Source organism: Ruegeria sp. HKCCD6119 (assembly GCF_013110585.1).
Lineage (GTDB): Bacteria > Pseudomonadota > Alphaproteobacteria > Rhodobacterales > Rhodobacteraceae > Ruegeria.
In genome coordinates this window covers 71,752-93,202 of the sequence record NZ_WVQV01000008.1, presented here as the reverse complement: position 1 = coordinate 93,202, position 21,451 = coordinate 71,752, and the positions used below count along the sequence as shown (strand labels likewise).

26 protein-coding genes are annotated in these 21,451 nt (G+C 57.4%); 12 read left to right on the top strand and 14 right to left on the bottom strand.

What is annotated here, in order from left to right; translation table 11 throughout:
- Positions 1-5: 5 nt before the first annotated feature.
- Both GS611_RS16365 and pncB read right to left on the bottom strand, forming a co-directional pair.
- Positions 6-1,166: a hypothetical protein gene (locus GS611_RS16365; RefSeq protein ID WP_171637380.1), complete on the bottom strand. Its 1,161-nt coding sequence runs from the start codon at positions 1,164-1,166 to the stop codon at positions 6-8.
- A gap of 87 nt (positions 1,167-1,253) precedes the next feature.
- Positions 1,254-2,546 (bottom strand): nicotinate phosphoribosyltransferase, encoded by a 1,293-nt coding sequence (gene pncB / locus GS611_RS16360; protein ID WP_171637378.1) that lies wholly within the window; start codon positions 2,544-2,546, stop codon positions 1,254-1,256.
- A gap of 164 nt (positions 2,547-2,710) precedes the next feature.
- Here pncB and GS611_RS16355 point away from each other — a divergent pair, with 164 nt between their 5' ends.
- Complete coding sequence (locus GS611_RS16355) at positions 2,711-3,241, top strand: hypothetical protein (RefSeq protein ID WP_171637376.1); 531 nt, start codon at positions 2,711-2,713, stop codon at positions 3,239-3,241.
- On the opposite strand, the gene pncA is transcribed toward GS611_RS16355, so the two are convergent.
- Entirely contained in the window at positions 3,238-3,831 is a 594-nt protein-coding gene (gene pncA / locus GS611_RS16350) for a bifunctional nicotinamidase/pyrazinamidase (RefSeq protein ID WP_171637374.1), read from the bottom strand. The two genes, GS611_RS16355 and pncA, sit on opposite strands and share 4 nt — an antisense overlap.
- A gap of 96 nt (positions 3,832-3,927) precedes the next feature.
- Between pncA and GS611_RS16345 the strand changes: the two genes are divergently transcribed.
- Both GS611_RS16345 and GS611_RS16340 read left to right on the top strand, forming a co-directional pair.
- Positions 3,928-4,833: a rhodanese-related sulfurtransferase gene (locus GS611_RS16345; RefSeq protein ID WP_171637372.1), complete on the top strand. Its 906-nt coding sequence runs from the start codon at positions 3,928-3,930 to the stop codon at positions 4,831-4,833.
- Between the two features lie 65 nt (positions 4,834-4,898).
- Entirely contained in the window at positions 4,899-5,408 is a 510-nt protein-coding gene (locus GS611_RS16340; protein ID WP_171637370.1) for a potassium channel family protein, read from the top strand.
- 7 nt (positions 5,409-5,415) lie between these two features.
- Here GS611_RS16340 and GS611_RS16335 read toward each other — a convergent pair whose 3' ends face one another.
- Positions 5,416-5,745 (bottom strand): hypothetical protein, encoded by a 330-nt coding sequence (locus GS611_RS16335; RefSeq protein WP_171637368.1) that lies wholly within the window; start codon positions 5,743-5,745, stop codon positions 5,416-5,418.
- Between the two features lie 187 nt (positions 5,746-5,932).
- Here GS611_RS16335 and betB point away from each other — a divergent pair, with 187 nt between their 5' ends.
- Entirely contained in the window at positions 5,933-7,387 is a 1,455-nt protein-coding gene (gene betB / locus GS611_RS16330; protein ID WP_171637366.1) for a betaine-aldehyde dehydrogenase, read from the top strand.
- 595 nt (positions 7,388-7,982) lie between these two features.
- On the opposite strand, the gene GS611_RS16325 is transcribed toward betB, so the two are convergent.
- From GS611_RS16325 to fliL, 5 genes are read right to left on the bottom strand one after another with little or no spacing between them, the layout of a single operon-like run.
- Entirely contained in the window at positions 7,983-10,118 is a 2,136-nt protein-coding gene (locus GS611_RS16325; protein ID WP_171637364.1) for a hypothetical protein, read from the bottom strand.
- A complete protein-coding gene (gene motA, locus GS611_RS16320) occupies positions 10,115-10,984 on the bottom strand; it encodes a flagellar motor stator protein MotA (protein WP_171637362.1) in 870 nt (289 codons plus the stop codon). Before motA ends, GS611_RS16325 begins: the two co-directional genes overlap by 4 nt.
- Positions 10,985-11,031: 47 nt before the next feature.
- The gene (locus GS611_RS16315; protein ID WP_171637360.1) at positions 11,032-11,616 is read right to left on the bottom strand and encodes a MotE family protein; all 585 of its coding nucleotides are present in this window, start codon (positions 11,614-11,616) and stop codon (positions 11,032-11,034) included.
- On the bottom strand, positions 11,613-12,089 hold the full coding sequence (locus GS611_RS16310; protein ID WP_171637358.1) for a hypothetical protein: 477 nt from the start codon (positions 12,087-12,089) through the stop codon (positions 11,613-11,615). Before GS611_RS16310 ends, GS611_RS16315 begins: the two co-directional genes overlap by 4 nt.
- A gap of 9 nt (positions 12,090-12,098) precedes the next feature.
- Entirely contained in the window at positions 12,099-12,596 is a 498-nt protein-coding gene (fliL, locus tag GS611_RS16305) for a flagellar basal body-associated protein FliL (protein WP_171637356.1), read from the bottom strand.
- 119 nt (positions 12,597-12,715) lie between these two features.
- On the opposite strand from fliL, the gene fliF reads away from it, so the two are divergent.
- The 4 genes from fliF to fliP are packed head-to-tail and all read left to right on the top strand — an operon-like array spanning position 12,716 to position 15,903.
- Positions 12,716-14,299: a flagellar basal-body MS-ring/collar protein FliF gene (gene fliF, locus GS611_RS16300; protein WP_171637355.1), complete on the top strand. Its 1,584-nt coding sequence runs from the start codon at positions 12,716-12,718 to the stop codon at positions 14,297-14,299.
- A complete protein-coding gene (locus GS611_RS16295; protein WP_245223617.1) occupies positions 14,296-14,895 on the top strand; it encodes an ABC transporter ATP-binding protein in 600 nt (199 codons plus the stop codon). The genes fliF and GS611_RS16295 overlap by 4 nt, the downstream gene beginning before the upstream one ends.
- Positions 14,888-15,175 carry a FliM/FliN family flagellar motor C-terminal domain-containing protein gene (locus GS611_RS16290; RefSeq protein WP_152459423.1) on the top strand — a complete coding sequence of 96 codons (288 nt, stop codon included), beginning with the start codon at positions 14,888-14,890 and terminating at the stop codon, positions 15,173-15,175. Before GS611_RS16295 ends, GS611_RS16290 begins: the two co-directional genes overlap by 8 nt.
- Positions 15,175-15,903: a flagellar type III secretion system pore protein FliP gene (gene fliP, locus GS611_RS16285; RefSeq protein WP_171637353.1), complete on the top strand. Its 729-nt coding sequence runs from the start codon at positions 15,175-15,177 to the stop codon at positions 15,901-15,903. The genes GS611_RS16290 and fliP overlap by 1 nt, the downstream gene beginning before the upstream one ends.
- A 103-nt stretch (positions 15,904-16,006) precedes the next feature.
- On the opposite strand, the gene GS611_RS16280 is transcribed toward fliP, so the two are convergent.
- A complete protein-coding gene (locus GS611_RS16280) occupies positions 16,007-16,606 on the bottom strand; it encodes a phospholipid-binding protein MlaC (protein WP_171637351.1) in 600 nt (199 codons plus the stop codon).
- Entirely contained in the window at positions 16,596-17,366 is a 771-nt protein-coding gene (locus GS611_RS16275; protein ID WP_171637476.1) for a VacJ family lipoprotein, read from the bottom strand. The genes GS611_RS16280 and GS611_RS16275 overlap by 11 nt, the downstream gene beginning before the upstream one ends.
- A gap of 345 nt (positions 17,367-17,711) precedes the next feature.
- Between GS611_RS16275 and GS611_RS16270 the strand changes: the two genes are divergently transcribed.
- The 4 genes from GS611_RS16270 to GS611_RS16255 are packed head-to-tail and all read left to right on the top strand — an operon-like array spanning position 17,712 to position 20,454.
- Complete coding sequence (locus GS611_RS16270; protein WP_152459420.1) at positions 17,712-18,167, top strand: RidA family protein; 456 nt, start codon at positions 17,712-17,714, stop codon at positions 18,165-18,167.
- On the top strand, positions 18,164-18,931 hold the full coding sequence (locus tag GS611_RS16265) for a glycerophosphodiester phosphodiesterase family protein (RefSeq protein WP_171637350.1): 768 nt from the start codon (positions 18,164-18,166) through the stop codon (positions 18,929-18,931). Before GS611_RS16270 ends, GS611_RS16265 begins: the two co-directional genes overlap by 4 nt.
- 45 nt (positions 18,932-18,976) lie before the next feature.
- The gene (locus tag GS611_RS16260) at positions 18,977-20,164 is read left to right on the top strand and encodes a GNAT family N-acetyltransferase (RefSeq protein ID WP_171637349.1); all 1,188 of its coding nucleotides are present in this window, start codon (positions 18,977-18,979) and stop codon (positions 20,162-20,164) included.
- Positions 20,161-20,454: a 4a-hydroxytetrahydrobiopterin dehydratase gene (locus GS611_RS16255; protein WP_152459417.1), complete on the top strand. Its 294-nt coding sequence runs from the start codon at positions 20,161-20,163 to the stop codon at positions 20,452-20,454. The genes GS611_RS16260 and GS611_RS16255 overlap by 4 nt, the downstream gene beginning before the upstream one ends.
- Here GS611_RS16255 and GS611_RS16250 read toward each other — a convergent pair.
- From GS611_RS16250 to GS611_RS16240, 3 genes are read right to left on the bottom strand one after another with little or no spacing between them, the layout of a single operon-like run.
- The gene (locus GS611_RS16250) at positions 20,451-20,759 is read right to left on the bottom strand and encodes a hypothetical protein (RefSeq protein WP_171637348.1); all 309 of its coding nucleotides are present in this window, start codon (positions 20,757-20,759) and stop codon (positions 20,451-20,453) included. The genes GS611_RS16255 and GS611_RS16250 overlap by 4 nt on opposite strands.
- 21 nt (positions 20,760-20,780) lie before the next feature.
- A complete protein-coding gene (locus GS611_RS16245) occupies positions 20,781-21,128 on the bottom strand; it encodes a hypothetical protein (protein ID WP_171637347.1) in 348 nt (115 codons plus the stop codon).
- An 11-nt stretch (positions 21,129-21,139) separates the two neighbouring features.
- Positions 21,140-21,385, bottom strand: coding sequence for a glycine zipper 2TM domain-containing protein (locus GS611_RS16240; protein ID WP_171637346.1), 246 nt, complete (start codon positions 21,383-21,385; stop codon positions 21,140-21,142).
- Positions 21,386-21,451 lie beyond the last annotated feature (66 nt).

Here is a 21,451-nt window from a genome sequence, read left to right as displayed (position 1 = left end):
GCAATTCAGATCAGCTTTGCTTCCAATGTATGATTGCCCCAAATCTGTGATGTCCGCGTGGCAGAATGCCCACTGAACCAACCTCCGACCACCTCGTCGGAAACGTTGGCACTGGCGGGGAACTTTTGTCTGCCGCCGTCTGCCAGGATCACGAAGTCAAACCAGACCCGAACTGAATACGGCACATTGATCCGGCCAGAATTCAGGTTGTACTTGTGCCAGTGTACCGGGCAGCTCAAGAAAACGACCTTGTTGAAATGCGCCCCCATCTCGGCGGCTTTCATGACGACATTGCAGCCGTGGCTGTGGGCAACCACATCGCAGCCGTGATAAGCCTCAAGGTCTATCCAGTTTTTCAAGTGTTTGGCAGCAATATGTCGGCCGCGGTCGGACCACCGGCCCTCCCATTCATAGTAGTTCTGCCCTGAATAGATGTCGTTGCGATGCGGCTTGATGTAATTGTGCAAATCTCCGACATGGGGATAGTACCATGTGGGGTCAGGATTGACTTCGAAGTGAGTGCCATGAACAAGAAGCAACCCCGGGACACCGGCTAATTGTTGTGCGGGCGCCGGTGGAACCTGTGAAGCGGGCGGGTCTGAAATCAGAGCGGACGACAACACAGTAAGCAAATCTTGCGAGAGCGGATCCAATTGCGTCCAACGTGCCGAAAACACACCAAGCCAAAGACGTGGCGGAAAGGATTCTGGCGAATACAGTTTGAGGCACGAACTCAGTGCGGCAAGAGCGACAATTGAATCAGGGGCCGCAAGTCCAAGCTTCAAAGCAGCGTCGATGTATTCGACGTTCGGCTGTTCTTCTGCTGCTATGATCGCCTCGAACAAACGTTGGTAATACCCCTCAGGCTCCGGCAAAGAAAACAGGTCGAAGGGCCTCAGGTCGCCGGGGCCATCAAAGAAACGCATGTATTCGTGGGCGGATGTCTGGCGGTTGTCAATTGGCTGGAATCCGAGCATGACAAGCTGTTTGGACAGAACGGCATCGTCGATTTCTTCCCAATCGCGGCCCAACAGGAAAAGGTCTCTGTCATCGCCTTCGGCTTGCAGAAACTGGGCGCGGGATATCAGGTATGCGGCGTAGGAAAAAAGTGAAAGCTCATCCCAGGATCCGCCGGTATCGTAGAATTTCTTTGGTTCAAAGATCATTGTATCTCAACCTCAATGCTCAATTGGAATGCTTTCCAAACTAGCATCAGGTGAGTTGCCGATAAATGTTGAATGCGCCGCCGTGGTTCAGACGATCACCTCGATCGCCTTTTGCGCACCGACACCAAACACCCGCTTGTAGCGTTCGATCTGGTCTTTCGGACCCATCGCCTTTTCCGGGTTGTCCGACAGTTTCACCGTCGGGCGGCCATTGGCGGATACCGCTTTGCAGACCAATGAGAACGGCGACAGCGCGTCATTGGGAACAAGCCCGCGAAAATCGTTGGTCAGCAAGGTTCCCCAGCCGAAGGAAATATTGGCGCGGCCCGCGAACTGGGCATGCAATTCCTGGATTTTCTCGACATCCAGACCGTCAGAGAAAATGATCCGTTTCCCTGTCGGGTCTTCGCCGCGCGCTTTCCACCAGTCTATGGCAACCTCGGCCGCCGCTGCCGGGTCGCCGCTGTCGATGCGAATACCGGTCCATCCCGCCAACCAGTCAGGAGCATTGTCCAGAAACCCCTTGGTGCCATAGGTGTCGGGCAGGATAATGCGCAGGTTGCCGTCATGCTCGTCATGCCAGTCGCTGAGCACGTCATAAGGGGCCTGCGCCAACGCTTCATCCGTATCGGCCAGCGCTGAATAGACCATGGGCAGTTCGTGCGCATTGGTGCCGATGGCCTCGACCTCGCGTCGCATGGCGATCAGGCAGTTCGAAGTTCCGGTAAAGGATGCGCCCAGCCCTTCGATCATCGCCTGCACGCACCAATCCTGCCACAGAAAGGAATGCCGTCGTCTGGTGCCGAAATCCGCGATCCCAAGCCCGTTGATCGCGCTCAGCTTTTCGATCTTTTCCCAAACCCGGGTCATCGCGCGGGCGTACAGCACCTGCAATTCGAACCGGCGCATATCGTTCAGCACAGCGCGCGAGCGCAATTCCATCAACACCGCCAGCGCGGGGATTTCCCACAGCATGACCTCGTGCCACTTGCCTTCAAAGGTCAGTTCATATTGGTCGCCTTTGCGTTCAAGATGATAGGGCGGCAGGCGCAAATTCTCGAACCACTCCATGAAGTCCGAGCGGAACATCTGCCGTTTTCCGTAGAACATATTGCCGCGCAGCCAGGTGCTTTCCCCACGGCTGAGGCTGAGAGAGCGGATGTGATCCAGCTGTTCCCGCAGCTCGCCTTCATCGATCAAACGCGCCAGGGGAACGTGATTCGACCGGTTGATCAACGAAAATACGACATCTGTTTGGGGCTTGTTTCGAAACACTGACTGGCACATCAGCAGTTTGTAGAAATCAGTATCGATCAAAGACCGTACAATTGGGTCAATCTTCCATTTGTGATTGTAGACGCGGGTCGCGATGTCGACCATGGGGAACTCCTGCGATTTCCGTAGTTAGATCAATCGACTCTGGAAATGGCAAGAGTCACTGATTTGGTGACAATGCCAGTTTGACGTCACAATACCGGCATATTGTGCATTGTTTTTACCGGTTAGTGAGAAGAGGGGATGGAAAGTCGAAACTGAGTTTGTAAATGGGTATCGAGTACGATTTTGATATTGTTAACGTAGCGCTGGAAGATCTGGACCCCGAAAAGCTGGGGTCTGCCTCTGATACGGAACGCCAGGTATGTGCGGTGTTCCGCGATATCAGAGCCGCGGACGCGTTGCGTGGAACATCGCCGAAAATCCGCAAGATTTTCATGGATGCCGGGTTCAGCCTCGAGTCGCGCAACAGTGGCATCGTGCCGGGTGTATTTCCGGCCGAGGATCATGCGGATCGGGTGCGAATTCTGCGGTCGCTGTTTGACAACATCAGGACGCGTGGAATTCAGGGTGAATATTGCGGCGATTTCAACCTTTGGGATTTCCTGCATTATGTGCGAACCGCGCAACCCATGGCTGGGATCGTGCGCAGCCGGCCGATGCGCGTTCCGTCACCTCCGTCAGACCGGACCAACCCGGAACGTCGCACGATACCAGGGCGCATTGGGTTTGCGCTGGGTCTGGCGGTTGTTCTGTTCGTGATGATCAAGCTTCTGGCCGCCGCAGGGGCCACACCTTAGGTCAATACGACTCCGGCATCTCGCATCGCCTGCTCGGCGGCTGCCAGCGAACCGTCCATATCAATCGCGCGGCACGCGCCCATGCGGACCGTGACATCGAAACCCAACCTGGCGGCATCTACCGCGGAATAACGCACGCAGTAATCGGTGGCCAATCCCACAAGGGTCAAACGGTCGATACCGCGTGTATCCAAATAGCCTTTCAGGCCTGTCGGTGTCTGGTGGTCATTCTCGAAGAATGCGGAATAGCTGTCGATGGTACTGCGGAATCCTTTGCGAAGGATCAGGTCGCCATCCGTGCGCAAGTCGGGATGAAAACCGGCGCCGCGCGTGCCCTGCACGCAGTGGTCGGGCCACAGAACCTGTGGGCCATAGGGCATGTCGATCAGGTCGAACGGGTTTTTGCCATCGTGGGAACTGGCAAACGAAGAATGTCCCGTCGGATGCCAGTCCTGAGTCAGGATCACGGCATCGAATTCATCCATCATGGCGTTTATCGGTGCGACGATCTCGTCCCCTTCTGCCACGGCCAGTGCCCCGGCTGGGCAGAAGTCGTTCTGGACATCGATCACGAGCAGGGCATGGGTCATGGCGGCCTCCTTTTACCGCTCTATCGGTAGGCGGCGGCGCGCGGGGCGTCAATGCAATCCCTTGCGACTCTGGGTCTGCAAAGGTAGATCGCGCGTATGTACACAATCGCTGCCCTCTATCACTTTACACGTTTCGCGGACCCGGCCGCGTTGCGCGACCCCTTGCTGGACCTGTGCCGCGCGCAGTCTGTCACAGGTACGCTGCTGCTTGCCCAGGAAGGGATCAACGGCACGATCGCTGGTCCGCGGGCCGGAATCGACGCTGTGCTGTCACATGTCCGATCCTTGCCCGGTTGCGCTGATATGGAGTGGAAAGAAGCGACCTCGGACCACCCGCCTTTCGGCAAGATGAAGGTGCGGCTGAAGAAAGAGATCGTGACCATGGGCCAGCCCGACGTGGACCCGCGCGCCCGTGTCGGCAACTATGTCGACCCGCAGGAGTGGAATGACCTGATCCGTTCTGACGATGTGGTGCTGATCGACACGCGAAACGATTACGAAGTGGCAATCGGGACGTTTGAAGGCGCTATAGACCCTGAAACAGCCAGTTTCCGCGATTTCCCGGAATGGTGGGAACAGAACAAGGACCGCTTTCACAACAAGCGGGTCGCCATGTTCTGCACGGGCGGCATCCGTTGCGAGAAATCCACCAACTACTTGTTGGGGCAGGGGGTCGAGGATGTCTATCACCTCAAAGGCGGTATCCTGCGGTATCTGGAGGAAATCCCAGCCGAAGACAGTTCCTGGCAGGGTGAATGCTTTGTATTCGACAATCGCGTTTCGGTTGGCCACGGGCTTGTTGAAGGGCCGCACAAGCTTTGTCATGGCTGCCGGCGTCCTATCCTGCCCGAGGATATGAAGCGCCCGGAATACGAGCACGGCGTTTCATGCCATCAATGCATCGATGAGACGTCCGATGCTGACAAAATGCGCTTTCGCGAGCGGCAAAAGCAGATCCTGCTGGCGCGGGAACGGGGTGAGGCGCATCTGCGGCAGGAATGAATTCGGGTTGCGGGCGATGCCTTTAGGTCGGATGATTGCCCGAAGACCGGATTGAAGGGGCGTTCATGCACCGCAAACCCACGACATTGGACGAATGGAAATCGACGCTGATTGCGGCACTGGGGCTGGTCCTTGCTAGCTTCCTGGCCTGGTATGGCCTGTCCCGCCTGAGCGAGGCGGCTGCAGGCGATACGATTGGCACAGTCGCCTCGATCGGGTTGTTGATCTGGCTGGTGTCACAGTCCTGGTATTACATGACACAGGTGAAATCGCCCCGCAGGCTTTTGTTTCTGATGGGTGTTTCGTTCATACAGGTTGTTCCATTCCTGTTCGCCGCAGTTTACGGGGCCTTTGGGTATAACGACCACTGTGTCATTGGTGCGCAGGGTCCGGGGGATATCCTGTATTTTTCCTATGTTACCTTTACCACAGTCGGATATGGCGACATGTCCCCGACCGGTATGTGCCGTGGGCTCGCCGTGTCCGAGGCCGTAACAGGCTATATCCTACTGGGTATGTTTGTTGCCGCAGCAGTTTCGCTTTATGCCCGCAACCACAATCCGGATAGACCCTGATTCGGGGCTACTTGTTGTGATCGATCCAGCGCGACATCATTTTCTTGTCGCGGAAACACTCGGATGGGATCGGGCGACGCTTGCTGCGTGAAATCCGCTCGGCAAACGCGACTTGTTTTCCCGTCGGGTAATTGTCGAACTGCGAGGTCCCGCGTGGTTTGTGGGCTGAAATCCAGTCAGATAAAAACCGCCGGTCACGCTGTGCCTCAACCGGAATCTCAAGGGCTGACTTCTCGGCAATCGCTCGTGCATACCGCATCTGCCGATCGGTGACCGGAAGCAAGTGATAGTCGTTGTTCGGCCCGTTCAGGGCTGTGGGGCGTGTTTGCTGGGTCATCGGTTTGTCCTCTGACTATGTGGAACATAAATAGAACATTAACCAAAAATTTCAAGGTTTGCAGGGTTTGGCAGGCGTGAAGCCACCCCTTCGATGATTTTATTGACTGGCCAATCAATAACCGATAGGCCGATTTTCGACTGACCATTTGTCCCGTCCTGACGGGTGCGAAAGAAAAGGACACGGTATGAAGTTTCAGCCCCGGGCCAGCCATTTCATTGATGGCGAATATGTCGAAGATACAAACGGCGCGGCCATCGAAGTGATCTATCCCGCTACAGGCGAAGTGATTGCACGTTTGCATTCGGCGACGCCGGCGATCGTGGAACAGGCTCTAAACAGCGCAAAAAACGCTCAGGCAGCATGGGCGGCCCTGTCCGGGACGGAACGTGGCCGCATCCTGCGCCGCGCCTCTGATATTATGCGCGAACGCAATTACGACCTGTCCGTTCTGGAAACCCATGATACCGGCAAGCCGATTCAGGAAACCACAGTGGCCGATGCCACCTCGGGGGCCGATGCGCTGGAGTATTTTGGTGGATTGGCCGCCTCTCTGACTGGCGAGCATATTCCGCTGGGCGGGGGGGATTTTGTTTATACCATCCGCGAGGCGCTGGGTGTTTGCGTCGGGATCGGCGCCTGGAATTACCCCACGCAGATCGCCTGCTGGAAAGGTGCACCTGCACTGGCCTGCGGCAACACGATGGTATTCAAACCTTCGGAAACCACGCCCCTTTCGGCATTGAAAGTGGCCGAAATTCTTGTCGAGGCCGGCGCGCCCAAGGGTGTCTACAACGTGATCCAGGGTTACGGCGATGTCGGTGCTTCGCTGGTCACCGATCCGCGCGTGGCAAAGGTCTCTTTGACAGGTTCTGTGCCGACAGGCCGCAAGGTCTATGCTGCTGCGGCGGACGGCATGAAGCATGTGACCATGGAACTTGGCGGCAAATCCCCGATGATCGTCTTTGACGATGCCGACATCGAAAACGCTGTTTCAGGTGCGATCCTGGGCAACTTCTACTCTTCGGGCCAGGTTTGTTCCAATGGCACCCGCGTCTTCGTTCAGAAAGGTATCAAAGAGGCCTTCCTGAAACGTCTGTCAGAACGTCTGGATCACGCGAAAATCGGCGATCCAATGGACGAGAACGTCAGCTTTGGCCCGATGGTCAGCGAGAACCAGATGAACATCGCCCTGGGCTATATCGAAAAGGGCAAAGCCGAAGGCGCAAGATTGGTTTATGGCGGTGAACGGATCGAAAGAGACGGCTATTTTGTGCAGCCCACGGTTTTTGCTGACGTCACGGACAACATGACCATCGCGCGCGAGGAAATCTTTGGCCCCGTCATGTCGGTGCTGGACTTCGAGACTGAAGAAGAGGTGATGGCCCGCGCCAATGACACCGAGTTCGGTCTGGCCGCAGGTGTCTTCACCAATGATCTGACCCGGGCGCATCGAATCGTGGCCGGATTCGAAGCAGGCACTTGCTATATCAACACCTACAACCTTGCCCCGGTCGAAGCGCCGTTTGGTGGATCGAAGATGTCCGGCGTCGGGCGCGAGAACTCGAAACTGGCGATCAATCACTTCTCGGAAATGAAAACCGTCTATGTCTCGATGAATGATGTTGAAGCCCCGTACTGAATCCAGGACGGTTGTCCGCTGTTTTTGACGCCTCAGCTCCCGGTGCCCGGCACCGGGAGCTGAGGAAACGCCAGCCAGTGGCGGGCAATACTGTACTGGCAATACCGATGCCTGTCAGCGTGTCGGAAAAGGCGGGCTTGCAGAATTTGTGTCCAAAGACGTTGCCATCCCAAGCCGGTTGACCAGGTTTGATGAGGAGACACGTCCGCGATTTCTCTGACCACGGAACTCATTGAAGGCGAGGAACTTTTACCGCCGTATTTCGGATGTGGCGTCTCGTTTTCACGCTTATGCCGCAAATGCCACGGCACCGGTTGCTTTACGGGCGGTCAGCCGTCGTGACCTTTTTGGTTGAGGAACGTGGCCTGAAATTCGGCGGCCTGTTCTTCTGTGTCATGTCTGGAACACAACATCCTTGAAAGAAGTTGGAGCCATGTTTGCATCCCCGCCTGATCGGGCGTTCTGATTGGCCCCGCTTTGAAGCAACGGCGCCGGGCTCCCAACGCTGCCACCGGTTGAAACGCATCGCAGGGTATACCGGTTTAGGGACCAGCGTTCACTTTGCCGGGTGCGGCCGGAACAGTCGCGATATACGTCATTTTACCCCAACTGCGTTCAACATCTCATCGATCCGCTGGCGGGCCGACTGGCTGTCCTTCAACAGGTTTTCCGCAACCGCTAGCGGTTTTTCCGCCAACCGTTCCGGCAGGTCAGACAAGGCTTGGGTCGTTTGGTTCAATGCCGCGTATTTCCCGTCCGCAGGTTCCAACCTTTCATCCGACATCCCGGCCAGCCAGAAATACCGGTTTGCCGCTTCGATTTGTTCGAGATCTCGGAGCATATCGGCGGCGGCTGCAAATTCTTCTGTTGAAACCATCGCCTGCGCGCGCAAGGCGATCGCCTCTTCGGAATTGTCATCAGCCAGCTCTAACAAGGCTTGATGAGGGCGCCCCGACAGCAAAGCGGCCCGAGCCCGCAACCGAGCCCGATCCGAGCGCCGCGACTGATCTTCCGGTCTGTTCGCCAGCGCAAATGTATGCTCAGCAAAGCCCAGATCAGCAAGGCGGCTTGCCAATGCAATTGCAGTATCGGTTGTCAGCACCACCGTCATGTCCGGCTGCATTACCTCCATCGTCTGGCGTAGAAAGGTTGCGTCATCCGATCTTTCAGCAAGCAATTGCAGATGCCGATTGATCGCGCCGTCACTACCGGGTCCGGGTGGTTGCGCTTTGATCACGTCAAATGCACGGTCGAATTCCTGGCTCAGGCTCAGAGCGATCGCATAGGTGCGGTTCATCATCGGGCCCAGCTCCGATCGCCTGAGCTCGACCGCATAAGATGCCGCCAGATCAAGCTCCTGAGAAGAAACAGCTTTGCGTTCAGACCAACGTTTTTCCACCAAGCGCGCCAAAGCCAGCGGAGATTCAGCGGCGGCGTCGGTAGAGGTTATAACCTCGGTCAACAACTCTTCTTCACGGTCACTGTTTCCTTCCGCCTTGGCAACGCTGGCTTTGGCCTGAGCGACACTGGATGTCGTTTCCGGTTCAATCCGGTCAACCGAGCGAAGGATTCTGCGGGCAGCCTCCAGGTGTTGTGCTCTCACCAGTATTCCTGATAACCGCGGCCCCAGCTGGCGGCGAAGATGATCCGGCAGTCTTGAATACGCGTGTTCGATTGCTTCCACGTTTGCGTCAGGTGCCAGTTCCCCTTCGGACAACACAGCCCAAAGCGCGGCATCGCTGTCACATCGTTGCAGGTCGTTGAATGGATTCCTGGGCAGCGGCGGCCGGTTATCTACAACCCGCGCAATTGCCGCAACGGGTTCGAAGCCCGCTGGCGGCGTCTCCAACAGCCTCAAGACACTCAACGCTTCGGCTCCGAAACTGAAAGAGGCGTAGAGTCTGGCCAGGGTCATGACCTTTTCGCCGTCAAGTTTGTCAAACTCTTTGTACAGCCCAGAGCGGAGAGCTGACACCTGATCCGGAAAAGGCGTGTTCCCTGACCAGGACGCAAAATTCAGCTCAGCAGTCGAGATGCAGGCCGGTCTTTGGTCAATTGGTTGCAGTTCTGCGTTCAAAACATTCTGCAAATCGTCCAGAACCGTGGTCAGACGTAGGTTCGAACTCAATTGGGGCGGCACAACGCGTGTACCGGACGGGGCGGTGTTGCGTGGCCCGACAGGAGCAAGCTTCAAGTCCAGCAGCTTGCGATCGGTCCCTTGCAGAAGACGAGTGGACAGCTGGTCTTTTATCCCCTGCTCAGTCATGGTGAGAAGCGGCAGGTGCAACCCTGTCTCCACCGAGGGCGGTTTGCCTTTGGCCGTTTTTCCGATCAAGGGTGGCGGTACATTCTCAAGAAGCGGCGGCAACAATTCCCCTGGTGCGATGTCCAATACGATCATCGAGTTTTTGTACAGAAACGCCGACGCCACGCAGTCGCACCCGAACTCCAGCTCCAACGCGCTGCCGGGGTTTTCCTGCGACAATGAGGCCAGTCGGTTCGTGGTCAAACGCCTAAAAACCGAGCTGGTCTTGAATGTCACGTCGTCCAGGGCAATTGTAAGGCTGGCGCCGTTCTTCCGTTGCGCCAGCACCCAGCGGGTATCCGGTGGCACGTCGAAAACCAGACGTGTGAATCCGTCATGCTCACCGGATCGCACCACCACGCCCTGTGCGGTCACGGCAGATGCAGCCGTGACCAAAACCGCAATCAGAAACCCGATGCGCTTCATGCTGCAGCCTGCTTGAGCTCTTTCAATGCGTCTTCCAGCTCGGAAAAGCCAGGGCGGTTATGGGTTGGGGTGTTCTGGCGTCCGACCTCAATGCACATGGCAGCATTGTGGTTGTGCAGGTTGGCCACCAATACTTCTTTGATCAGCTGATAAAAGTGGTTGTCTTCTTCAACCACGGCTTTCAGTTTGCCTGCGAAGGGGCCGACCAGACCATAGGCCAGAAAAACGCCCAGGAACGTGCCCACAAGGGCACCCCCAATCAGCTTCCCCAGCACTTCGGGCGGCTGATCGATTGATCCCATCGTCTTGATCACGCCCAGAACCGCAGCAACGATCCCCAGCGCGGGCAGGCCGTCTGCCACTGTTTGAAGTGCATGGCTTGAGTGCATGGCGTGATGAAAATTCGCCTCCATGCGCTTCTCCAGAACCTCTTCAACCTGATGCGGATCGTCATAATTCATCGCCGCCGACCGCATGGTGTCACAAATCAGGTCGACGGCCTCCTTGTCTGATTGGATCTTGGGGTATGCGGAAAACAAGCTGGAGTTTTCGGGGTCTTCAATATGCTGCTCGACCTCAACAGGGTTGGCGCGGGCAATGCGGATCAACGAAAACAGAAGGCACAGAAGGTCACGATAGTCTTCGGGCTTCCATTTCGGGCCCTTGAACACCTTGCCCATGTCTTTGATCGTATGTTTCACGCCGCCCATGTCATTGCTGATCAGAAAGGCTCCTACGGCAGCACCACCGATCATCATCATTTCGAAGGGAAGAGATTTCATGATGATGGTCATCTTGCCACCTGCCGCGAGATAGCCGCCGAAGACCATTACGAAGATGACAACAATTCCAACAATTCCAATCATTTGAGATCTCCAGATGAGTTCTGTGCGTTACCGGGCAACACGAGCGACTACTCCTGTGGGGCCGAGGCGTTGCGTCCGGCCATGACAACGCTGATTGTATAGGCCGCTTCGGGGCTCAGGCCCGCCAGTACGCCAGCCGCTGCGTCCGCCGGCATGCGGGACAGGAACCCTGCGGCAAAGGTCGGGTCCATGGTTTCAAACAACGCGGCTGCGTCCTTGGGTTTCATGTTCTGGTAAACATCCGTCAGGCGCGCCAGATCGTTCTCTGCCGCTTTGTCCGCAACCGCCAACGTGGCACGCAGGGCATCTTCTGCTTCCTTCAGGGCCGTCAGACGCGTTTCAACGGCCTGGGTTGCGATCTCCAGTGCTTTTTCCTGATCGCGTAATTCAGCCTCTCGCTGTTTGACGCGATCCTCCCGGCGCAAAAGCTCCGCCAGCACAACCTGAACATCGCGTGTTTCGGACGCGGCAGGCTCGTTTTCCACGGCTTCGTGTGTCGCCGGTTTGGCGAGCGCGGGTCCTGCCTCCAAGCCAACGCGAATGGCTGCCGAGCCGATCATCAGCAATGAGATGACAGCAAGCACACCACCGCGCGGGCGTGTATCGTGTTTGGCGTTGCGCGCAAGGCTCATACCTGCGCCCCGTTCTGCTTGCGGTCATGGCGGAAGAACATCAGGCCCTCTGGCGCCTTGGCTTGCTCTTCACGCGCACCAGTTTCGACCGGTTCCGCTGCTTTTTCGTGCTTGGTGCCCTGTTCCTCTTCAGGCTGGGGCTCGTCTTGGACAGGCTTTGCTTTTTCCGGGGCAGCAGTTTCTTCTTCGGGGATGACATCATGCAGAGATGCCATCATCAGCTCCAGGCGCTGCGCCACAGTCTCAGCCCTTTGCGTCAGCGCCTTCAGCTGATCCCCCGATTGATCAGAGGCATTTCGCGCGCTGTCCAGGGATTTCTTCAGCTCTTCTGCCTGGGTCGACAACACGGCCACCGCGCCACCGACGCCTTGTTCAAGATCGGTGAACCGCCTGAGGCGGCGCGACAGCACAAAACAATAAAGACCCGCGCCCAACGCACCGGCGACCAGCAAAATATCCGCAATCAGCTCCAATTCCGCCTCCTAATTCAGTACAAATTCCATCACCAGCACATCGCGAACGCGCCCTTCGCCAACGACAATTCCAATGCGTCGCAGCAGGTGACCTCGGATGCGCGTCAATGCCAGCGAATCCTCCAGGTCCTTCAATTCGACGGCTCGCAGGTATCCGTTCAGGACATCCATGATTCGTGGCTGCATTTTTTTCACATCAGCTATGTACGGCGCGTTAACTTCGAGCTGAGCGTGGAACTTCAAATGTCGTGACTTGCCGGAATTCACCGATACAACAACCGGCGGCAGATCAATGAACCCGACATCTGCCAGCGCTTTGGCAGGTTCCTTTTCCGCCTCGTCCTTGCCGGCCTCAACCGCGGCCTTGCCACCCAGCGGAATCAATCCGGATGACGTCAGGAAATACCCGCCCGCAGCGCCGGCGATGGCAAGAAGCATCCCGATCAGCATTCCCTTTTTCCCTTTTTTCCCGGTGGGTTCCGCCAGTTCGTCGGTTGCGTCGGTCATGACGTCCTCATTCATCCGTTCCGACCCCGTCATAACCGCGCAGGGACTAACCGATTGTTAAGAGCAATCGTCCAAACAGAGGGTGCGTCGGGCAGAATGCCGGCGAGTCGGAGGTGAGCGTGCAGCAGATCGGAACTGTCTGGGCTAATTTGGACAGGCGTAAACAAATCATCGTCGCCGGTGCGGTTGCGCTGGTGTTTCTGGGAATCCTTGGCATGTCGCGCCTCGTGACGGCTCCGTCCATGACGCTGCTTTATGCGGGTCTGGAAAGCGGTGCCGCCGGGGAAATAGTACGCGCGCTGGACCAGCGCGGCGTCACATATGAAATTCGGGGCGGATCGATCTACGTATCCGGCGCGCAGCGCGACGAGCTGCGAATGACCCTTGCCAGCGAAGGCCTGCCCGCAAACGGCAATAAAGGGTACGAACTGCTTGATTCGCTAAGCGGGTTTGGCACTACCTCTCAGATGTTCGATGCTGCCTATTGGCGCGCGAAAGAGGGTGAACTGGCGCGGACGATTGTCGGTAGCCCGCATATAAGTCAGGCGCGCGTCCATATTGCCAACGGGACGGCAAACCCGTTTCAGCGCAGCGTGTCACCAACGGCTTCGGTCTACCTCGTGCCATCCGGGACCGAAATTACCGGGGATCAGGCCAAGGCCATCCGGTTCCTCGTTGCCTCGGCCGTCAGCGGCCTGACGCCCGAGAACGTTACGGTGGTTGATTCGCACGGGGCCGTGATTGGCGGGCAGGATACCGCAGCGCCTGCGGACACTTCGGACGACAAGTCGCGCCAGTTGCGGGAACGCGTTCTGCGTCTGGTCGAGGCGCGTGTCGGTACCGGCAACGCCGTGGTCGAAGTCAGTGTCGATACCGAAACCAAGACGGAATCCATTCGCGAGCGGCGCTTTGACCCCAAAGGCCGCGTGGCGATCAGCACGGATGTCGAAGAACGTTCGGACAGCGCCCGAAATCAGTCATCGGATGTCACCGTGGCGTCGAACCTGCCGGATGGCGATGCGGCGGGCGGGGACGAATCGAACTCGACGGCTACCCAGACTCGTGAGCGGGTGAACTACGAAGTCTCCGAGACAGAGCTGGAAGTCCATAAATCCCCCGGCGCGATCAAGCGTCTGACGGTTGCAGTTCTGGTCAATGGGAAAAGATCGGTGGCCGCCTCCGGTGCCGAAGTCTTCACGCCCTTGCCTCAGGAAGAGCTTACCGCTTTGGAAGAGCTCGTGGCGTCGGCAGTCGGGTACGATGCGGCGCGCGGGGACGTTATTACACTGAAATCCATGGATTTGCCGTCGGTCGAACCACAGGGCACTCTGGTTTCGTCGTCGCTCTGGCAGAACATCCATCTGGATGTCATGTCCTTGATACAGATGGCTGTGCTGGCTTTGGTTTCGCTCGTGCTGGCCTTGTTCGTGATCCGCCCGATCCTGACAAATGCAACACCGACACCGGCGCTGCTGGCGGCGGCAGGAGGGGCGGATTCGGATACCCTGGCACTGACAGGTGAAATCGCACCGGAGGAACCGGCAGAGCACTCGACCCTGCCGGCAGAGCGTGGTGTTCCGGCTCTCGGCTCGAACGCCACTGAGGATCCTGTCGACCGGCTGCGCGCCATGATCGGTGACAAGCAGGAAGAAACTGTCGAGATCCTGCGCAGTTGGCTTGAAGAAGGCGAGGAGCGGGTATGATGTCGATTGCCCATCTTCTTGAGGATTTCACCACCCAGACCGGTACGGGGCCCGTTCTGATCTTGAATGAGGACACGCTGGAAGAACAACGGCTCTCTGCCTTCGAAGACGGGTATGGGGCCGGTTGGGAAGATGCCTCGCGGGCGCAGGAGCAAAGCCGCAGCCAGATTTCGGCTGAATTGGCAAGGTCGCTTGAGGATATGTCTTTCACCTATCACGAAGCCATCGCCCGCATGACCCTGTCGCTGGAGCCCATGTTCACCAGCCTGGTTCAGACCGTACTGCCTGAGATGGCCGATCGGGGCCTGGCAGCCCGCATTGTGGAGCAATTCTGTGAAATGGCGCGTTCGCGGATAGAGCAGCCGATGCAGATTTTGGTGCCGCCGGGATGTGCCGAGAGTGTCGCAGCGCTGTTGCCGCAAGATCTGCATTCAACTCCTCAGGTGATCGAACACTCTGAACTGGAGCCGGGTCAGGCCCGCCTTCAGGTCGGCACGAGCCGGCGTGAGGTTGATTGCACCGCTTTGCTCGCCGCCATCGAACAGACCTTTGACGCTTATGTCTTTGAGACAAGAGAGGCTTTGTCCAATGAATGACACCCAGATCCCGAAATCTGAAAAACCCAACCCCTTCGACTCGGTCCCGATTGAAGTGACCGTTTCCGTTGGTCGTGCGCGCCCATTGATCAAGGACCTGTTGAACATGGGAGAGAATGCCGTGCTGACCCTGGACAAACGGATCGAAGATCCGGTTGACCTCTATGTTGGGGATCAGTTGGTGGCGCGCGGGCTGTTGGAAGAAATGGAAGGCGATCAGGCAGGGCAACTTGCAGTGCGCTTGACCGAGATTGCGGATTTGCACAACGGAATCGGTTGATGCGCTATGTATTCTGCCTGGCTTTGGTGGCCGTGTTGACGCCCTCACTGGCCGCTGCCCAGGATTTGACCCTGTCCCTGGGCGAGGGCGGCTCGATTTCCGCCCGGACGATCCAGCTGATTCTGCTGATCACAGTCCTGAGCATCGCTCCGGGGTTGGCGATCATGATCACCTGCTTTCCCTTCCTGATCACCGTTCTGTCGATCCTGCGGCAAGGGATCGGCCTGCAACAATCTCCGCCCAATATGCTGTTGGTCAGCCTGGCGTTGTTCCTGACCTATTTCATCATGGACCCGGTGTTTTCAGAAGCATGGGCGACAGGGATACGACCGATGATGGAAGAGACGATGGAAGTGGAACCAGCGTTGGAGCGCGCGTTAGAGCCGTTCCGTGCCTTCATGGCGGCCCGACTGGATGCGGACACGTTCTATGCCATGGCGGCTTTGCGCCCCGGCGGTGAGGCTATGGAGTTGTCCGCACAAGCGCCGTTGTCTGTCTTGATGCCGTCCTTCATGCTGTCGGAAATCGCGCGGGCGTTTCAGATCGGGTTTCTGATTTTCCTGCCGTTTCTGATCATCGATCTTGTCGTGGCCGCTGTATTGATGTCGATGGGTATGATGATGGTGCCTCCGGCCATCGTATCCTTGCCATTCAAGCTGGCGTTTTTCGTGATCGCCGATGGGTGGGCTTTGATTGCAGGCGCTTTGGTGCGCAGCTACATGCCGTGACCTCGACATGTAGCCGCGGCGCGCTGAAAAAACAGGTGGTCAGACGCCTCTGCCCCACTGTTGCCAAAGGCGTAATTCAATGTCCCGCCGCAAGTGAAATGGATCAGCCCGTCTTGTTCAGGTCTTTGATCAACTGGTCCAGGTTGCCTTTGCGGGCATCCAGCATCGCGCCGATTTCGGTGCGCTCGGTCAGCAACAAATTCACGCCTTCGATGAACATGTTGTAGAATTTTTCACGCCCTGACTTGTCCGAAACAAGGAACGTCACATCAAACGGAGCCGAGCCGCGCAGCTTGACAATTGTGCGCACTTCATATCCGGCCTTGATCTTGCGGGCATTGCGCACGTTGACCTCACCGCCGATGAACTCGCGGAAGCGGCGACCATATTTACGCGAGATATAGCCCTGAAAAGCCTTGGTGAATTGCTTTAGCTGGGATGGGGTGGCCGTGCGGGCATCGGCACCGAGGGCATAACGCGCCATGATCGGGACGTCGGCATATTGCACAAAGATCTTCTCGAAATCACGCAGCATCGCATTTTCTGACTTGCCCGATGCGATAACCCTGTTGATGTCGTTGACCACACTGTTGACCAGTGCCTTGGCTGATGCCTCGGTTTGGGCAAACGCGGATTTGGGCAAGACGGCCAAAGCCAGACCAGCTGCGACAAAGTTACGGCGGTTCAACTCGTTATTCAGCATAGGGGTCCTCGTAGGGGTCTAGATAGGGGTCCCTGACCGGGTCTGTCCCGGTTTCGGCATAGGGGTCAGAATACAAATCCAGATAGGCGTCTTCGTCATCTCTTGCCAGTTCGAAGCGACGGTTTTGCAGATAGATCAGGCGGGCCTGCGCATAACTGTCTGCGCTTTCATACAGAATCGAGTCCACGGTATCCGAGAACCGTCCACGATCGCCCATGCGGCGAACGACTTCGGCATAAACGCCCAGATTGTCGGCGGGCCGGACCGGGGTAAAATTGATCGGATTCGAGAACAGGTTAATCACGACCCCGATGGCATCCCTTTGGGTCGACGGGCCATAGAAAGGCAGTTCAACATAAGCCCCTTCACCGACCCCCCAGACGTGCAGGGTCTCGCCGAAATCAGTATCGACGGGCGGCAGGTTCAGCTCATCTGCGGGCGCGGACAGGCCAAAGCCGCCCACGGTCATGTTGATCACAAATCGCAGCAGCGCATTGCCCATCTGTTTCGGGTTGCCCTGAAGCAGGTAGTCGACCGCTTGTCCGGGCAACGAGATGTTTTCGGCGAATGTGCTGAAACTGGTGACCATGGGATCAGGAACGATCTTCACGTACCCTTTCGACGCAGGTCGAAACAGAAATCGGTCAACGCCCAGATTGAACTTGTGAATTCCCCGGTTCGCGTTTTCGTAAGGGTCGAACACGTCGCTGCGAGAGGCACCCTCGGGCGGGGTCGTTGCACAGGCGGACAGAATGGCCATGAGTGACAGGACAACCAGGTGTTTCAGGCGAAATCTGCTCGACACGATCTTTGCTTCTCCCAAATGCCCGACATCCGCTCTGTCGGGCCAACAATCACAATTCACCAATACTTACACGCCGGTAAGGCACAAGTTCTTGTCACATAGTCGTTTCAGGTCTCAAATGAAACACCTAGCGTGTAACCTGTCCGTCAGGTCCGGGTAAAGTAATTGAGTATCTACAAGTCATAATAAGTAAAGATATGCTCAGATCGCATGCAAGCCGGAATTTGCCGCATTCCGTCTTTCCACGGCTGTGCTTCCCGGTTAGCGTCCGGCAGAGTCAATCAGGGAAGGACCCTCTCAATGAGCATCGCTGCAAAATTGGAAAGCCTCGGTGTCACGCTGGGCGACGCACCCGCTCCAGCGGCAAATTATGTGCCGTATGTGCGTGTGGGCAATATCGTGTACGTGTCCGGCCAGATATCGAAATCAGACGAGCTGATCACCGGCAAGCTGGGCGATGATATGGATGTCGAGGCCGGAGCCGCAGCGGCGCGGGTCTGCGCGATCAATCTGCTGGCACAGGTCAAGGCGGCCTGTGGCGGAGATATCGACAAACTGGTGCGTGTCATCAAGCTGACCGGTTTCGTGAACTCGACCGCAGATTTCACTGCGCAGCCGCAAGTGATCAACGGCGCATCCGACTTTCTGGTCGAAGCGCTGGGCGACGCCGGTCGCCACTCGCGCTCTGCCGTAAGTGCTGCGTCGCTGCCTTTGGGCGTGGCGGTCGAGATCGAAGGCATATTCGAGATCGAATGATACCGCCCCTGCCAACTGCGTTTTTGCAGGCCCCAATTGCTCATCGGGCGCTGCATGACGTCTCGAACAACCGCCCGGAAAACAGCCGGGCGGCCATTCGTGCCGCCATTGATGCCGGATACGGGATCGAGATCGACCTTCAGCTGACATCTGATGATCGTGCCGTCGTGTTCCATGATTACGACATGGGGCGTCTGACCGGCCAGCCCGGGCCGATCCGGCAGGTGTCGGCGGCGGCGGCGTCTGAATTGACCCTTCTGTATGGGGATGACGGCATTCCAACGCTGGATGAAGTGCTGGACATGGTCGCAGGCCAGGTGCCGCTGCTGATCGAGCTGAAGGATCAGGACGGCGTTATGGGTATGAATATCGGCGCCCTCGAGCACGACACCGTGCGCGCATTGCAGGGCTATGACGGCCCGGTGGCCCTGATGTCCTTCAATCCAAACTCGGTTGCGGAACTGGCGCGGCTGGCCCCGCATCTGCCGCGCGGCATCACGACTTGCGCCTATGAGCCCAGTGTCGAGCTTCTGCCGCAAGACGTCTGCGACACCCTGCGCGACATTCCTGATTTTGACCGTGTCGGGGCCGGTTTCATCAGTCACGAGGCGGAAGATCTTTCCCGCCCGCGTGTGGCCGAACTGAAGGCGCAGGGCGTGCCGATCCTGTGCTGGACCGTCCGAACGCCTGAACAAGAGGCAGAGGCCCGCATGGTTGCCGACAATGTGACCTTCGAAGGGTATCTGGCCGCGCATTCAGCTTGAACCTTGCCGCCTCGGTCACAGATATAGGGCTGGTGCGGAGGAAACATGGATCAGGCCCAAATCGAAGTTCAGGTCATTGGGTCTCTGTCGCGGATTTCAGCGGCCGAGTGGGATGCCTGCGCCTGCCCCGAGGCCGCTGATGGTGGGCGGCCCCTTGATCCCTTCACCACGCATCGCTTTTTGCTGGCGCTCGAGGAAAGCGGCTCGGTCGGGCGCGGTACGGGTTGGCAACCGCAATACCTGACCGCCTTTCTTGACGGGATCCTGATCGCAGCGGCCCCGATGTATGCCAAATCGCACAGCCAGGGCGAATACATCTTTGACCACAGCTGGGCCCATGCCTATGAAAGCGCAGGCGGACGGTATTATCCCAAGCTGCAAATTGCGGTGCCGTTCACACCCGCCACCGGGCGGCGGTTTCTGGTGCGCCCGGGTTATGACAGGATCGGAATGTCGGCTTTGGTGCAGGGTGCCGTTCAACTGGCGGCCGACAATCAGGTCTCTTCGGTTCACGTAACCTTCTGTACAGAAGCCGAGGCATTGGCCGGAGAGCAGATGGGGCTAATGCTTCGCAGCTCGCAGCAGTTTCACTGGCTGAATGATGGCTACGCCGAATTCGATGACTTCCTAGCGGCCTTGTCCTCACGCAAGCGCAAGAACATCCGCAAGGAACGCGCGCAGGCCAATGGTTTTGGCGGTGAAATCCACACATTGACGGGCGATGACCTGCGCCCGGAACACTGGGATGCATTTTGGCGGTTCTATCAGGATACCGGGGCGCGAAAATGGGGGTCGCCCTATCTGACGCGTCAGTTTTTTGACATCGCACAAGAGACGATGGCGAAGGACATGGCCCTGGTTTTGGCTGAACGGGATGGTCATGCCATTGCGGGTGCGCTGAACTTCATAGGCCGCGAAACGCTTTTTGGGCGGTATTGGGGCTGCATTGAACATCATGCCTGCCTGCATTTCGAACTGTGCTACTATAGGGCGATAGACTTTGCCATTGCCCACGGTCTGGCCCGGGTAGAAGCGGGCGCTCAGGGTGAACACAAGCTGGCGCGGGGCTATTTGCCGACGCGCACGCATAGCTTGCACTGGGTCGGCGATCCGGGGTTTGCCGATGCCGTCAAAAAATATCTGGACGCCGAAGGCCGCGCAGTGGGAGAAGAGATCGAGATTCTGACGGATTACGGCCCGTTCAGGAAATCGAACCCGGAGGAACAGCAATGACTGAACTTTTGTCCGCCGAGACCCGTGGCCCGCTGCTGGATCCGCTGTTCAAAAACGGCTGGACCATGGTCGAAGGCCGCGACGCGATCACTAAGACCTTCATTTTCGACAACTTCGTGCACGCATTTGGCTGGATGACGCAAGTGGCGATCTGGGCCGAGAAATGGAACCATCATCCAGAATGGTCCAACGTCTACCGCACGGTCGAGGTGGTTCTGTCCACCCATGACGTAGGCGGCCTGTCGTCACTGGACGCCAAACTGGCCCGAAAGATGGACAGTCTGTGCTAGCGGTCGTTGCCTGACCCTTGGCCACCGGCAAGCGACGCAGCCGTGCCCATCTGCTTGAATTCCGCAGGTGTGACGGTGCCATCGCTGACATCGATGGACCTTGGGATGCCAGTGGTCTTGTTCCCGATCTGGCGCACGCTGCGCGCCGCTGGGTTGATATCCAGACACCGGTTTTCATAGCAGGTCAGGCCAGACGGATTGATCTGGATGCGGGCCTGTCCGTCCGGCCCCGTCACCACAGGAGATTGCTGAACGTCACAGGCCGCGGCCAGTGCCAAAGCACCCATTCCGATCCATTTTTTCATAGCAAGCTCCCTCAAGCGGGCTTAGTCCAGTTGACCATTGCCATTCTGATCTGCCACGCCGAAATCTTCATTCATCTGTGCATCATATTCCGATCTTGAGATAAAGCTGTCCTTGTTGCGGTCAACATTCTGGAACTGCTTTATGTCCAGAAACGGCTTGGCCTCGGCCTGACCCAGTGTGCCGTTCTTGTCTTCGTCCATGGCCTGAAACGCATAGTCTGAAAAAGCGTCGAATTCGTCTTTGGACAGGAACCCGTCATTGTTTGCGTCGATGGCATTCAATTCTTTTTCATGCAGCTCGGCCACGGTTTCGGCATTGGTCGCCGAGGCCAGGACTGCAGCCGTGAATACAAAAATCGTCCGTTTCATGTCCAATCTCCTCAGCATGCAAACCTTTGGCCTTCAATGCCACCGGCAGCAGCGCCGGCTGCGGTCAGGATCGTCTTGCCCGATCCGCCGCCGAACTGGTTGCCGATCGCGCCGCCGATCAAGGCGCCGCCCAATGTGCCGCTGAGGCAGGCAATTTCGTGCTGCCGGGCGGCTTGCTGTTGCGGGGTTGGGGCCGGACCGCAGGCTGCCAAAAGGGCTGCGCTGGTCAGGATGGATGGAAATACCTTAAGTTTCATAAAAGTCTCCCCAATTTTGTGCGACGAGTATTCGCGCATTGAGGCAGTGCTTCAAGTTAAATTGGG

Bases quoted from the DNA above. Each gene is read 5' to 3' on its own strand.
- pncA (WP_171637374.1), bottom strand. From the start codon at position 3,831: ATGACCCATGCCCTGCTCGTGATCGATGTCCAGAACGACTTCTGCCCA.
- GS611_RS16365 (WP_171637380.1), bottom strand. From the start codon at position 1,166: ATGATCTTTGAACCAAAGAAATTCTACGATACCGGCGGATCCTGGGAT.
- GS611_RS16295 (WP_245223617.1), top strand. From the start codon at position 14,296: ATGATGTCGATTGCCCATCTTCTTGAGGATTTCACCACCCAGACCGGT.
- GS611_RS16290 (WP_152459423.1), top strand. From the start codon at position 14,888: ATGAATGACACCCAGATCCCGAAATCTGAAAAACCCAACCCCTTCGAC.
- GS611_RS16255 (WP_152459417.1), top strand. From the start codon at position 20,161: ATGACTGAACTTTTGTCCGCCGAGACCCGTGGCCCGCTGCTGGATCCG.
- GS611_RS16340 (WP_171637370.1), top strand. From the start codon at position 4,899: ATGCACCGCAAACCCACGACATTGGACGAATGGAAATCGACGCTGATT.
- GS611_RS16280 (WP_171637351.1), bottom strand. From the start codon at position 16,606: ATGCTGAATAACGAGTTGAACCGCCGTAACTTTGTCGCAGCTGGTCTG.
- GS611_RS16245 (WP_171637347.1), bottom strand. From the start codon at position 21,128: ATGAAACGGACGATTTTTGTATTCACGGCTGCAGTCCTGGCCTCGGCG.
- GS611_RS16260 (WP_171637349.1), top strand. From the start codon at position 18,977: ATGGATCAGGCCCAAATCGAAGTTCAGGTCATTGGGTCTCTGTCGCGG.
- GS611_RS16275 (WP_171637476.1), bottom strand. From the start codon at position 17,366: ATGGCCATTCTGTCCGCCTGTGCAACGACCCCGCCCGAGGGTGCCTCT.
- motA (WP_171637362.1), bottom strand. From the start codon at position 10,984: ATGATTGGAATTGTTGGAATTGTTGTCATCTTCGTAATGGTCTTCGGC.
- GS611_RS16315 (WP_171637360.1), bottom strand. From the start codon at position 11,616: ATGAGCCTTGCGCGCAACGCCAAACACGATACACGCCCGCGCGGTGGT.
- GS611_RS16265 (WP_171637350.1), top strand. From the start codon at position 18,164: ATGATACCGCCCCTGCCAACTGCGTTTTTGCAGGCCCCAATTGCTCAT.
- GS611_RS16355 (WP_171637376.1), top strand. From the start codon at position 2,711: ATGGGTATCGAGTACGATTTTGATATTGTTAACGTAGCGCTGGAAGAT.
- fliL (WP_171637356.1), bottom strand. From the start codon at position 12,596: ATGACCGACGCAACCGACGAACTGGCGGAACCCACCGGGAAAAAAGGG.
- GS611_RS16250 (WP_171637348.1), bottom strand. From the start codon at position 20,759: ATGAAAAAATGGATCGGAATGGGTGCTTTGGCACTGGCCGCGGCCTGT.
- GS611_RS16335 (WP_171637368.1), bottom strand. From the start codon at position 5,745: ATGACCCAGCAAACACGCCCCACAGCCCTGAACGGGCCGAACAACGAC.
- pncB (WP_171637378.1), bottom strand. From the start codon at position 2,546: ATGGTCGACATCGCGACCCGCGTCTACAATCACAAATGGAAGATTGAC.
- GS611_RS16270 (WP_152459420.1), top strand. From the start codon at position 17,712: ATGAGCATCGCTGCAAAATTGGAAAGCCTCGGTGTCACGCTGGGCGAC.
- GS611_RS16240 (WP_171637346.1), bottom strand. From the start codon at position 21,385: ATGAAACTTAAGGTATTTCCATCCATCCTGACCAGCGCAGCCCTTTTG.
- GS611_RS16345 (WP_171637372.1), top strand. From the start codon at position 3,928: ATGTACACAATCGCTGCCCTCTATCACTTTACACGTTTCGCGGACCCG.
- betB (WP_171637366.1), top strand. From the start codon at position 5,933: ATGAAGTTTCAGCCCCGGGCCAGCCATTTCATTGATGGCGAATATGTC.
- fliP (WP_171637353.1), top strand. From the start codon at position 15,175: ATGCGCTATGTATTCTGCCTGGCTTTGGTGGCCGTGTTGACGCCCTCA.
- GS611_RS16325 (WP_171637364.1), bottom strand. From the start codon at position 10,118: ATGAAGCGCATCGGGTTTCTGATTGCGGTTTTGGTCACGGCTGCATCT.